The organism is Schinkia azotoformans, assembly GCF_035811335.1.
Taxonomy (GTDB): Bacteria; Bacillota; Bacilli; order Bacillales; family Bacillaceae_J; genus Schinkia; species Schinkia azotoformans.
The window spans coordinates 36,980-50,175 of the sequence record NZ_JARSMD010000051.1 but is presented as its reverse complement, the minus strand read 5'-3'; the positions used below and the strand labels follow the sequence as shown (position 1 = coordinate 50,175).

The 13,196-nt window shown below is 37.8% G+C and carries 10 protein-coding genes; 5 read left to right on the top strand and 5 right to left on the bottom strand.

The window, feature by feature from the left end:
• The first annotated feature begins 198 nt into the window (after positions 1-198).
• Positions 199-1,452, top strand: a complete 1,254-nt coding sequence (locus P9E47_RS21845) for an NAD(P)-dependent malic enzyme (RefSeq protein ID WP_003331272.1) — start codon at positions 199-201, stop codon at positions 1,450-1,452.
• A 140-nt stretch (positions 1,453-1,592) separates the two neighbouring features.
• On the opposite strand, the gene P9E47_RS21840 is transcribed toward P9E47_RS21845, so the two are convergent.
• Positions 1,593-2,927, bottom strand: coding sequence for an arsenic transporter (locus P9E47_RS21840; protein ID WP_326164974.1), 1,335 nt, complete (start codon positions 2,925-2,927; stop codon positions 1,593-1,595).
• Positions 2,928-3,218: 291 nt separating this feature from the next.
• Between P9E47_RS21840 and P9E47_RS21835 the strand changes: the two genes are divergently transcribed.
• Complete coding sequence (locus tag P9E47_RS21835; RefSeq protein ID WP_326164972.1) at positions 3,219-4,670, top strand: amino acid permease; 1,452 nt, start codon at positions 3,219-3,221, stop codon at positions 4,668-4,670.
• Between the two features lie 120 nt (positions 4,671-4,790).
• On the top strand, positions 4,791-5,606 hold the full coding sequence (locus tag P9E47_RS21830; protein ID WP_326164970.1) for a metallophosphoesterase: 816 nt from the start codon (positions 4,791-4,793) through the stop codon (positions 5,604-5,606).
• 30 nt (positions 5,607-5,636) lie between these two features.
• Here the strand turns inward: P9E47_RS21830 and P9E47_RS21825 are convergent, their stop codons facing one another.
• Both P9E47_RS21825 and P9E47_RS21820 read right to left on the bottom strand, forming a co-directional pair.
• Entirely contained in the window at positions 5,637-7,400 is a 1,764-nt protein-coding gene (locus P9E47_RS21825; protein WP_003331276.1) for a putative bifunctional diguanylate cyclase/phosphodiesterase, read from the bottom strand.
• Positions 7,401-7,555: 155 nt separating this feature from the next.
• Entirely contained in the window at positions 7,556-7,816 is a 261-nt protein-coding gene (locus P9E47_RS21820; RefSeq protein WP_003331277.1) for a hypothetical protein, read from the bottom strand.
• Between the two features lie 120 nt (positions 7,817-7,936).
• On the opposite strand from P9E47_RS21820, the gene pepF reads away from it, so the two are divergent.
• Together pepF and eutH are read left to right on the top strand one after the other, a co-directional pair.
• On the top strand, positions 7,937-9,724 hold the full coding sequence (gene pepF, locus P9E47_RS21815; RefSeq protein WP_326164968.1) for an oligoendopeptidase F: 1,788 nt from the start codon (positions 7,937-7,939) through the stop codon (positions 9,722-9,724).
• 69 nt (positions 9,725-9,793) lie between these two features.
• Entirely contained in the window at positions 9,794-10,879 is a 1,086-nt protein-coding gene (gene eutH / locus P9E47_RS21810) for an ethanolamine utilization protein EutH (RefSeq protein ID WP_003331279.1), read from the top strand.
• 66 nt (positions 10,880-10,945) lie between these two features.
• Here the strand turns inward: eutH and P9E47_RS21805 are convergent, their stop codons facing one another.
• Together P9E47_RS21805 and P9E47_RS21800 are read right to left on the bottom strand one after the other, a co-directional pair.
• Positions 10,946-12,157: an MFS transporter gene (locus tag P9E47_RS21805; RefSeq protein WP_035195537.1), complete on the bottom strand. Its 1,212-nt coding sequence runs from the start codon at positions 12,155-12,157 to the stop codon at positions 10,946-10,948.
• Positions 12,158-12,174: 17 nt separating this feature from the next.
• Positions 12,175-13,056: a LysR family transcriptional regulator gene (locus P9E47_RS21800; RefSeq protein ID WP_326164965.1), complete on the bottom strand. Its 882-nt coding sequence runs from the start codon at positions 13,054-13,056 to the stop codon at positions 12,175-12,177.
• Between the last annotated feature and the right edge of the window lie 140 nt (positions 13,057-13,196).

Sequence of the window (13,196 nt, the reverse complement as noted above, 5' to 3'; positions counted from 1 at the left end):
ACCTAAATTACCCTCTATTTACAATTTTAAACTCCTTTGTCTACTTTTTTTAATTACAAAAATACTGAAATAAGTTACAAAAGCTATAAATCACCTTTAAAACCTACTACTATAAAGAGGTACTAACGATAATATTTATGAACTAAATATAACCTGTGAAATGGAAATATTTACTCGTTTACAAGGGGAGAGATTTGTATGTCAACCTTACGGGGTGAAGCTTTAAAAATGCATATAGAAAATCGCGGAAAGCTTGGTGTCTATTCAAAGGTGCCGGTTCGCAATGCAAAAGATTTAAGTTTAGCGTATTCTCCAGGTGTCGCTGAGCCTTGCATCGACATTCATAAGGATGAAAATAAAGTTTATGACTATACAATGAAGGGAAATCTTGTTGCAGTTGTTTCTGACGGAACGGCTGTACTTGGTTTAGGGAACATCGGTCCGAAAGCAGCAATGCCTGTAATGGAGGGAAAAGCATTGTTATTTAAGTCTTTTGCCGATGTAGATGCATTTCCGATTTGTTTAAATACGACTGATGCTGACAAAATTGTTGAAACAGTCAAGCTGTTAGAACCAACTTTTGGTGGAGTAAACCTTGAAGATATCGCAGCACCACGCTGTTTTGAAATAGAAGAACGTCTACGTAAAGATTGTAGCATTCCTGTTTTCCATGACGATCAACACGGAACAGCAATTGTTACTGCTGCTGGTTTATTGAATGCTCTCAAACTTGCAAGCAAGAAAATCGAAGATATTCGTGTTGTTGCAAATGGTGCAGGGGCTGCTGGTGTGGCGATTATTAAACTATTGCTACAAATGGGCGTTAAAGATGTTATTTTATGTGATACAAAAGGAATTATCTATGAAAACAGACCTGTTGGTATGAATAAATTTAAGGACGAAATGGCTAAAATCACGAACAAAGAGCAAAAACAAGGTACGTTAACTGATGCACTAGTTGGTGCTGACGTGTTTGTTGGGGTATCAGCTGCAGGGGCTGTTACAGAGGAAATGGTTCGATCTATGAATCGTGATCCAATTATTTTTGCGATGGCTAATCCAATACCAGAAATTATGCCTGAAGTAGCGAAAAAAGCAGGCGCGTTGGTAATAGGTACAGGCCGTTCAGATTTTCCAAATCAAGTGAACAATGTTCTTGCCTTCCCAGGAATTTTCCGTGGAGCTTTAGATGTTCGTGCAACGGAAATTAATGAGGAAATGAAACTTGCAGCTGTAAATGCAATCGCGGGATTAGTTTCAGACGAAGAGATTCATGCGGATTATGTAATTCCGGATGCATTCGATCGTAGAGTTCCAGCTCATGTTGCGGCAGCTGTTGCGAATGCTGCTATCGAAACTGGAGTTGCTCAAAACCCTATGAATGTAGAAGATATTAAAAATCGTTTATTAGCTGAAGCGGAAGCAAAAAAGCCTGAGCTAGTTCTAGCATAAAAAGTAGGAAGGGACAGTGGTTACCAACCTTGGTTGTTACCACTGTCCCTTTTTTTGAGTAATTTGTTGGGCTAGATTTGGGCCAGAGTTCCCGACCCCACGGCTCTTGGGCCAGAGAACCCGACCCTGTGGGGCAGAACCTACACAAAAAGCCATGAGACCCAGTAATATAAAATTACTAACGTAAAAATCACAGCTGGTGGTATAACCACTATCGTGATCTTAATATATTCCCACCATGTAATAACTACCTTTCCACGTCTGACTATATGCATCCACATTAATGTAGCTAACGTCCCCATTGGGAGAATTAAAGATCCAACATCACTGCCTATGACACTTGCAAGGTAAGAAATTTTCAAAGAAAGTAAATCAAGATTGAGATTTGTTAATGTGATTGTGCCAATCATTAACGCGGGGTGATTGTTAAATAGATTGGAAAGTACCGAAAGCAGTACCCCCATCAATACGCTTGCATGGAGTAGACTTCCCGAGACAAGAGGGCGCATGAACCCTATTAACCAGTCAGTCAAGCCGATATTATTTAAGCCGTATATGATGACGTACATGCTAAAAGCGAATACGATGATATACCATGGTGTTTTCTTTAGCATATCACCTGGTGGTATTTTTAAATAAGCCCATCTCCAACCTAATAGAACAAGTGATCCAATAACAGCCATGAGGGAGACCGGGATAGATAAAAATGAAGCTACAAATAGACTGACACGGACAGCAAAAACAAAAAGCAGGATGTTTATCATAAATCTGGTACGGTCTTTATCTGAAAAGGTGGTTGGATTATGTTTTAATGGATGGTAGGAAGGAAGAGATAGTCCAGTTATATTTGCAGGAATAGTTTTTGGTAAAGCTTTTTTAAAGCGAAGAAACAATAGACCAACCAATAAAAGTAATCCTAGCGTTGCCGGTACAAACATCATTGCTGTGTGCATATATAAACTCATATCGACGATTTTAAGGGCGATGAGGTTGACAATATTACTGACGCCAATCGGCGCACTTGAAGCAGTTGCGATAACTGCACCGGAAAGTAAATAAGGGATTTTTTCATGGTTTTTTAATCCCATATTATTTAATAACATAATCAAGATTGGGGTTGTAATTAAAATACTGCCATCGTTGTTGAAAAAAAGAGTCATCAGAAAACATAATAGGTTTACATACCAGAATAACCGAATACCTGATCCTTTTGCTTTTTCCGCCAGTTTCTCAGCCACCCAATTAAAAAATCCAAAACTTTCTAGAACGATTGCCATTACAATCGTTGCCATAATGGTAATGGCTGCTCCGCTGATTGTTTCAGTAATAATCTCAAGATCTCTTAGTGGTACGCTTCCACATAGAATGACGATGAGCGCACCAATAGTAGCTGGTACTGCTTCATTAAGGCCCCTTGGTCTCCAAAGGATGAATATAAGAGTTGCAAAGAATGTTAAAATCGTTATCCACACCATTAGTTTTATATTTCACTCCTTTCTTTCGTTGCAAATATAAATCTCTAGTTTCTGCGTTTGTCCCTCCCTTCCATTTATCACGCTAGTGATGTTGTATTGTAAGTATATGTACCCTGAATTCCGTCTGCCTTAGGTCTGTACCCGTTTTTAAAAATTCCGCAATAATCTATCCACAAATACCTAGTAAATAAAAGATTGAAAATTTGTCGAAAATAAATTACCATTGAGTACGGTGATTAAATTTTAAGGTATATTAGTATAATTTTTTTTCGAAATAGAAGGGAAGTCATCATGGATCGTTCAAAAGGATTAGGGCTTTGGATATTAACCGCTTTGGTGGTAGGAAATATGGTAGGCTCAGGAATATTCATGTTACCTCGAACATTATCCGAGGTGGCGAGCCCCGCGGGAGTATTGCTTGCTTGGGTCCTAACAGGTACTGGAGTTTTAACAACGGCTTTAGTTTTTGGAAATTTAGTTGTGCGAAAGCCCGCACTTTCGGGGGGACCACAAATTTATGCGAAAGAAATATTTAAACCTGGAACACATGCCTCTATATTTTCTGGATTCATCTCCACCTGGGGGTATTGGATTGGAAATCTTGCTGGCAACGTTGCCATTGTAACAACATTTGCCGGATATTTATCTACATTTTTCCCTGTTTTAACCAATCAACATGAGCTAATTACAATCGGAGAGTTTACCTTAAAAGTTGGCAATGCCCTTACTTTTCTTGTCTGTACATTGCTTTTATGGGGTACTCATTTTCTCGTTCTTCGAGGGATTAGTGGTGCCGGAAAAATCAATTTTGCAGCCACTGCAACAAAGGTTCTTGGCTTTGCGCTATTTATTGTAGTTGGTTTGTTTGCCTTTCAAAAAAGTAATATTCTCCCTTTTGCTACACCGAGATTGGATGAAGCCGGGCAATCAGTGGGGCTATTAAGTCAAGTCAACAGGGCGTCAGTAAGTACATTATGGGCTTTTATCGGAGTTGAATCTGCGATGGTTTTTGCTTCGAGGGCTAAAAAAACAATGGATGTAAAACGAGCAACGATACTTGGACTATTACTCGCACTCACCATCTATATTGGCATAAGTTTGCTGGTCATGGGGATCTTGGATCAACAGGCACTAATAAATTCTGAGAAGCCTTTAATTGATGCGATGGGGGTAATCTTAGGTCCACTTGGTGCAAAGCTGCTTGCCGGTCTGGGATTGGTTAGTTTGCTTGGTTCGACAATCGGCTGGGTAATGCTTTGTGCCGAGGTCCCTTATCAGGCAGCCAAACAAGGGTTGTTTTTACCATCGTTTCTAAAAGTGAATAAAGAAGGTATACCTACCTTTGCGCTAGTTGTAACAAATTCATTAGCACAGCTATTTATCTTTTCAACCGTATTTAATTCCATTTCAGCTGCTTTTGATTTTATTATTTATATTGCTACCTTGTCCTATTTAATTCCTTATTTCATCTCTTCTATCTTTCAATTAAAACTGGTTGTGACCGGAGAAACATACAACCTGGAAACGAAAGCAAGATGGGGCGACGGGATCATTGCTGCATTGTCAACGATGTATTCTGTATGGGTAATCATTGCTGGAACGGCCGATATAAAAACCTTTATGTTGGGAATGGGACTCTTATTTAGTGGCGTATTCTTTTACTGGAATGTAGTAAAAGCGGTAAAGCCTGAAGCTGCATTGAAAAAAGGTCTTGCTTGGAAGCAGCCGCTCGAAGAGGAATAGATTAAACACCAAAGAGAGCACTATAAAATCGTAAAGATTTTTGGTGTTCTTTTTTCGTCATACTGTTATTGGAAAATGCTAAAATAGTATGAAGTGTTATTCTAAGGTGGTGGCTATAGAGTGTTTCTCTTTATGACGGCTGGAGTGACTTTGGGGATTGCGGCTAAAATTTATTACGACACAAACTTTTTTAGGATGAACAGGATTGAGTTTCAAAGTAATAAAATACCGGATGGAACCGAATTTACAATTTTACAAATTAGTGACCTTCATAATAAAATTTTTCATAACAATAATGAAGAGTTAATTCGAACTATTAATAAAACAAACGCAAATATCGTTGTAATTACTGGTGATTTAATCGATAGGCGGACAAAGAATTTGAAGGACGTTCTTTATTTTGTTCAAAAAATTATGACAGCCCATAAAAATGTCTTTTATGTATCTGGGAATCACGAGTGGGGGAATCAGCATTGTAAGCAGTTACTAGATGGCCTTGAGAAAAGAAATGTTATCATCCTTGACAACAAAAATACGAAGATTGTTGAGGGAAGGGCAGTTATTAATTTAGCTGGTGTAGCAGACGTGACAACGAAACAAGACAACTTGAAAAAAGCACTGCAAGGTCTTAATAAAGACCACTTTACATTGCTTTTATCTCATAATCCATGTGTTATTAAAAAAAATGGAAGCCACTCTGTTGATTTAATTTTAAGCGGGCACACACATGGTGGGCAGGTGAGAATTCCTTTAATTGGAGCCCTGATCGTGCCAGATCAGGGTTTATTCCCAAAATATGCTAAAGGAGTATTTAATTTAGGTGGTAATCGTCATCTCTATATAGATAGTGGGCTTGGAACAAGTAGGCTGCCAATCCGTTTTCTTAACCAAAGCCAGTTTAGTTTGATAAAAATCACCAATAATAAAAAAGTCTGATGTTTTCTATTTCATCAGACTTTTTGGGATTTATGCAATCATCGTTTTCTTTAAATAATATTCAAACGCATCACTTGTCATTGGTTTGCTAAGGTAAAAGCCTTGGCCTAAGAGGCAGCCGCCGTTTTTAAGCTCCTCAATATGCTCCTCCAACTCAATGCCTTCAGCAATAACTTTCAAACCAATCGCATTTGCTATTGTTATGATCGCTCTAACGATGGCTTTACTTTCCTCATTTAAATGTATATCCTGAATAAATGAACGATCAACCTTTAAGATATCAATCGGCAGATGCTTAATATAGCTAAGAGAACTGTAGCCTGTCCCAAAATCATCGACAGAGATTTTAATGCCCATACTGCGCAACTTCTGTAAGATCGAAGCGGCATTTTTAACGTCAGCGAATATACTCTCCGTCACTTCGAGTTCAAGACATGTTGGGTCTAATTTTGTTTCTTTTAAAATATTTATGACTGAATCAATGAAGTTTGAATCCTCTAATTGACGGACCGAAACATTAACTGAAATGATTAAATTCGGAAAACCTTGTTTTTGCCATAATTTTGTTTGCCTACAGCTTTCACGTAAAATCCATTCTCCCATAGGTATGATTAAACCAGTTTCTTCAGCCAAAGAAATAAATTTTCCAGGAGGGATGATCCCGAGTTCCGGATGGTTCCATCTTACAAGAGCTTCCATCCCAAATAGCTCTTTCGTTGCAATATTTTGTTTCGGCTGATACTCCAAATAAAATTGCTCGTTTTTTATCGCACTTCTTAATGCATTTTCCAGTAAACTGCTCTCCAATGATTGTATCTTCATTTTATTATTATAAAAGGTAAAATCATTTTTGCCGCTTCCCTTTACATGATAAAGGGCATTATCCGCATTAACTATTAATTGTTCTGCAGAGTCGCCATTTTCAGGATAAGTTGCGATTCCTATACTGCATGTCAGGGAATACTCCTGCCCATAGGTGGATATTGGTTTTTGAAACATTTTTAAAATTTGTTTTACATCGATTATGATGTCCGCTTCATCTTGGACATCTTTTAACATAACAATAAATTCATCACCACCGAGACGTGCAATCATATCCGTTGGGCGAATGGCTTCTTTAATCCTATGGGCTGCTTCTTTAATCACAATATCTCCGGTATCATGGCCCCATTTATCATTAATAAATTTAAAATTATCTAAATCAATAAAAAGAATAGACAATTTAGATTTCAAATTATTTCTTTCAATAATTTCACTGCGAAGTTGATTCATAAACATGCGCCGATTTGGTAAATTGGTTAACGAATCATGGTAAGCTAAATGAAAGATTTCTTCTTCTAATTGCTTTTGTTTTGTTATTTCTTTTCGGATTGAAATATATTTATATGGCTTCCCTTTTTCATCCATAAACGGAACGATCGTTGCCTGAACCCAATAAATGGAACCATCCTTTTTTCGATTACGGACCTCACCCTCCCAGGTATGACCTGAGACGATTTGCTTCCACATTTCTTTAAAATACTCTTTAGGATGATACCCGGAATTGAGGAGTCTATGATTTCTACCGAGTAGTTCCTCCCGCTTATATTGACTGATCTCACAAAATAAATCATTCACATAAATAATTGCTCCTTTAGCATCAGTTATTGATACAATAGCAGCCTGGTCCAACGTATATTTTAATTCACGTAGATTTTTTAACGTATATTCAAGCTCCTGAATACGGGTCGTATAGTAAATGTCATCATGAACTAAATCGCTTGTCCTGCTCTTTTCATAGATTAAGTTTTCCATTGTCAGCTTTACTCCTAAGTGTACCGTATTTATGTTAATTATACACTTTAATTTAAATTGTATTTTTCTAAATAATAGCACAACTGCTATTCCTTTTAAAAGAATCAGCTTTGTGCTTCCTTTATTTCGCTTCATTATTGTACCTCGGATACAATTTATTCTTCATCTTTTTTTTGTTTAGACTTATTCTCCTCATTACCAAATACTTGTTGAGCACTATCGTGATCATCGGCTATAAAATCATAACCATCATTATCGACGATAATATTTACACAATTCGTAGCATGATCTCCCGAACTATTTGTATTACTTTTGGTGAACATGTCCCAGTTTGCAGCAAAGTTATTCCCAATAAGAACCCCCGATCTATCCGATGCAGTATTAATGTGGATATTAAGAAATTTTATAGTAATCATAAAAATCACCTTCCTTTAATATAGCTTATTAAGCTTATCCAAAACCCGTATAGGTGTTTCTTTTAGTACAACCATTAAATATGTTAAAATTTATCAAAAAGAGTTTGAAAGGAGAATTCAATGAAAACATATACTTCGAGATCAGAAATACCAGTACATGAAAAATGGAACTTAGATGATATATATATTGATGATAGTAGGTGGGAAGAGGACTTTGACCAAATTGAACAAATGGTGGAGGAACTTAAGAAATATAATGGTTCTATTCAAAATGGCAAGGATTTATGTGCCTATCTAAAACGACGAGAAGAGCTGTCCTATAAGTTCAAACATGTTTATTCTTACTGCATGTTGAAAGTGGATGAGGATACTAGGGACACGAGTTCACAAGCAATGCTCGACCGGGCAAAAGTGCTGGGTGTGAAGATCAGTGCAGCTACCTCGTTTTTTATGCCTTATTTATTAAGTTTGCAGGAAGAAACATTAAAAGCCTATATTGCTGAGGAAGAAGGGCTTAAATATTTTGAGGAAGATTTATTTGATGCTTTTCGTTATAAGCCGCATGTATTGAGTAAGGAACAAGAAGAAATCTTATCCCAGCTAGGTGAAGCCCTGTCTGTCCCAAGCAATACATTTGGGATGATTAATAATGCTGATATAAAGTTTGGTGAAGTCACCGGTGAGGATGGGGAAAAGGTTCAACTAACTAGAGGCATGTATTCTAAGTTGATTGAAGATGAAGATCGTGAGAAACGTCGTGAAGCTTATAAGGCATATTATCAACCATATGTGGCGAATAAAAATACAATCGCTTCGACGCTTTCAGGAGCTATCAAAAATAATGTTACATTGGCGCGAATTCGCAATTACCCTTCTGCGTTAGAAAAAGCGCTTTTTGGCGATAACGTTCCGAAAGAGGTATATGAAAATCTGATTACCTCGACCAAAGAAAATATCGCAACGATGCACGAGTACTCTAAGATCAGAAAAGAAAAATTGGGTGTTGATGAACTTCGTCAATATGATTTGAGTGTGCCGCTTGTTCAAGGTGTAAAGCAGGTGATTCCATATGAAGAAGCTTTTGAAACTATGTTAAAAGGGTTGGCATCACTAGGGGAGGATTATCTTAAAATTTTAAAAGAGTTCAAGTCGTCAAGGTATATTGATGTTCGGGAAACACCAGGAAAGCGTTCCGGCGCCTACAATCTTGGGATTTACGGTGTGCACCCATACATTCTTTTAAATCATCAGGATAATTTGGACAGTTTATTTACACTTGCCCATGAGTGCGGTCACGGAGTTCACAGTAAACTGAGTTCCCAGTACCAGCCGCAAATTACAGCGGGGTATAGCATTTTTGTTGCAGAAGTGGCTTCAACTGTGAACGAGGTTTTATTAATAAACTACTTATTAAATAATGAAAAAGATCAAAAAGTCCGGAACTATTTATTGAATCATTTTATCAATCAATTCAAGGGTACATTTTTTACCCAAGTTATGTTTGCTGAGTTTGAGATGAAAACGCATGAAATTGCAGAGAAGGGTATACCTTTAAATGTGGAAGTATTTAATCAGACGTATGAAGCTTTATTTAGAGAATATTACGGCCCTGATATTGTTTTTGATGAAGAGGTAAAATATGGCTGGTCAAGAATACCGCATTTTTATCGCCCGTTTTATGTTTACAAGTACGCAACAGGGTTTGCTTCAGCAATCCATATTGCGACGAAAATATTAGAAGGGGATCAAGAAACGCTGGGCTCCTATGTAGAATTCTTAAAGAGCGGCAGTTCAGACTATCCACTTGAACTGTTGAAGAAAACCGGCGTCGATTTAACGACACCAACGCCAATCGAAAATGCATTGAAACGGTTTAGCGAACTTATTAAGGAGTTCTCGGAAATATAAGAAAGGTGGGTGGGCCTGATGGGACACAGATCCCGCCCCTTTGTCCCATCGAAAGAATCGGGAAAGACCATGGGAATTAACAACATTATCGTTTATATAGTAATCGGTTGTTTTTGTTTAGGAGCAATTGATAAATGTATCGGAAATAGATGGGGCCTAGGTCAACGCTTTACTGATGGGTTTATGGCTATGGGTTCGCTCACACTGGCGATGGTTGGTATCATCTCATTAGCTCCAGTGTTGGCTTCGATCTTAACACCCATTATTGCCCCTGTTTATGGACTAGTTGGCGCAGATCCTGCTGCTTTTGCAAATACGCTTTTAGCAATTGATATGGGTGGCTATGCATTAGCAACGGAAATGTCTCAAAGGGCAGATGCAGAGCTGTTTTCATGGGTTTTTCTTGGAACGATGATGGGTCCCACTCTAGTTTTTACAATTCCGGTTGCCTTAGGCATCATTCAAAAAGAAGATCAACCTTATTTTGCCAAAGGGATTCTTTTAGGGTTAATCACTGTTCCCATAGGCTGTTTAGTTGGGGGCGTTGTGGCTGATATCAATATCCTAACGATCATTAAAAACCTTATCCCAACGATCATCTTTTCTGTTTTAATTTCAATTGGGTTATGGAAGTATACAAATAGGATGATTGCTGGATTTTCCATTTTTGCAAAGTGTATTGAAGTGTTAGCGATTGTCGGACTAACTGCGATAAGTGTTCAAACGCTTACTGGTTTTATGATTATTCCTAATATGGCGCCGCTTATGGATGGTATTAAAACGGTTGCGATGATTGTTCTTTTCCTTGCGGGTGCTTTTCCATTGGTTGCTGTTATTTCTAAAACGCTTCATAAACCGCTTGGGAAAATTGGCGCATTGTTGGGAATAAGTGAAACGTCAACTACGGGGTTGGTGGCATCCTTAGCCCATGCTATTCCGATGCTGTCCATTTTGAAGGATATGGATTCAAGAGGAAAGGTAATCAATGTAGCTTTTGCGGTTAGCGGTGCTTTTGTATTTGGAGGCCATTTAGGATTTGTGGCCGGTATTAATAAAGAAGTGGTGTTTGCAATGATTGTGGGAAAACTAGTTGGCGGGCTAAGCGCGGTTATTTTAGCGGTTGTTGCAACTAGGAAAAGTAGGGGGAAAGGTTGAAAATTAAAAGGACCGGGAGCTTATTTGTCCTCGGTCCTGATTGAAGTGGATTGTTCTGCCCTGCTTCTATACTTCCTTTGGTGAATACTGTACTCTTCTTACTCTAGTGACTCCTAATCTAGTTGAGAGAATGATAGAAATTATCGTAAGAACAACAATCATCGAAATAACACCAAACCACCCGAAGCTACTGTAGAAAATTCCACTTACCGTACCACCAACACTTGAGCCGAAATAATAGAAAAATAAATATAAGCCTGATGCTTGTGCTTTATTTTGTTTAGCTAATTGACCGACCCAACTACTGGCAATCGAATGTCCGGCAAAAAAACCGAACGTGAAAACAGCAATTCCGATAATTTTTACCCATAAGGATGTATCTAGCGTAATACATGCTCCCAATAATAAAATTACTAATGAAACCTGAATTAATTTCTTTTTACCATATTGATCGGCCAACATTCCCATCCAAGTCGAACTGAACGTTCCAACCGTATAAACGATAAAAATAAATCCAACTAAGGTTTGGCTTAAAGAGTAGGGAGGTGCAATCAACTCAAAACCAATGTAGTTATATAATGATATAAAGCCACCCATTAATAAAAATCCAGTTATAAAGATATAAATAAGACCTGGTTGTTTAAACTGTGAGAATAGGCCAGTCACCAACGATTTGACGGCAAATGTTTGAGCTTGGAAATGAGTTGATTTTGGTAAAATAAACCAGAAAACAATACTTGCAATTAAGCTAATAACGCCAATACCTTCCAAAGCAAACCGCCACCCGAAATGATCTGTTAATATACCGCTAATGATTCGTCCAGCCATACCGCCTACGGAATTTCCACTAATGTATAAGCCCATCGCCATACCTAAACTTTTCGGATCAATTTCTTCACCTAAATAAGCCATTGCGACAGCAGGCAATCCAGCCAGTGTAATTCCTTGTAGTATTCTGCATACAAGTAGTAGATGAAAACTTGGACTAAATGCCGTTAAAATCGAAAGTATGGAAGAAGCCACCAATGCAAATGTCATCATTGGTTTACGGCCGAATACCTCTGATAAAGAACCGGCAATCAACATGCTTATGGCCAGAGCTATCGTAGTAGAAGATAGACTCAAACTTGACGCTGCTGGTGAAATATGAAATTCCTTACTGATTTCAGGAAGTAAGGGCTGCGTCCCCCACAGTATTGCAAATGTATTAAATCCTCCTGCGAATAAAGCAATGTTTACCATTCTAAATTTGTGTGTCCCACGCTGTATATACCCCATTTTTAAAACATTCCCCTTTATTTGTTATGAACGAAACCTTGAACATATTGGATAAAATTTTTTGTGACAGGTGATAGGTAACCGTCTTTTAAATGAGCAATTCCAATTTTTCGATTGCAAATTGGTTTTTTTACATGGATCATCTTCACCTTCGTTTTCTTTAGCACTTCTATATTTGGTACGATGGAAACACCTAAATTTGCGCTAACTAAACCAGAAACCGTCCCGATATCTTCCCCCTCAAAAACAATATCAGGTGCGAGGCCCGCTTCTAAACAAAAATTATGAAGAATCGTACGTAATCCATAGCCCTCTCTAAAGGAGATAAAAGGCTCATTTTCAATCATTTTCAAATCAACTTCATCATATTCCGCTAGCCAGTGGTTTTTAGAGACTATCAAAAATAATTCCTCGGTCATTAGCGGCTCCCATATCAAGTCTTCGTCATCCTCTAAAAGAGAAAAAAGCGCCAGATCGACTTTTCCCGATTTTACCTGGCTAAAAATTTCTTGGTTAGAAGTTTGATGCAGAAGAAATTTAACATTTGGAAATTCGGATCGATAAGTACTTAATATATCTGGAACAAAACTCATACCGAGTGAAGGTAAAAAGGCCAAATTAATCGTACCAGATTCGGGATGAATATCTTGAAGAACTTCTTGTGTTCCTATTTCGATTTGCTTGATCGCTTGTTCAACGCGTTTTAAAAACATTTCACCATAACGATTTAAATAAATATTTCTGCCTTTACGATTAAAAAGCTTAACGCCTAATTCGTCTTCAAGCTTGGCAATCGAACGGCTTAAAGCGGGCTGTGAAATAGCTAATTGTTCAGCAGCTTGTGTAATATGCTGCATCTTGGCTACGGTCTGAAAATAAGTGATCTGATGCCATTCCATGTTTTTGACCTCATATATAGTTAGAATTTACTTATAGTTTATCATACTCCTACTATTGCATAACTTCTAATTGATACTTTGCATATAATTCATTACTTTTAGTTATGAATGTTTGAATGGGGACAGAGGGTCGGGAACTC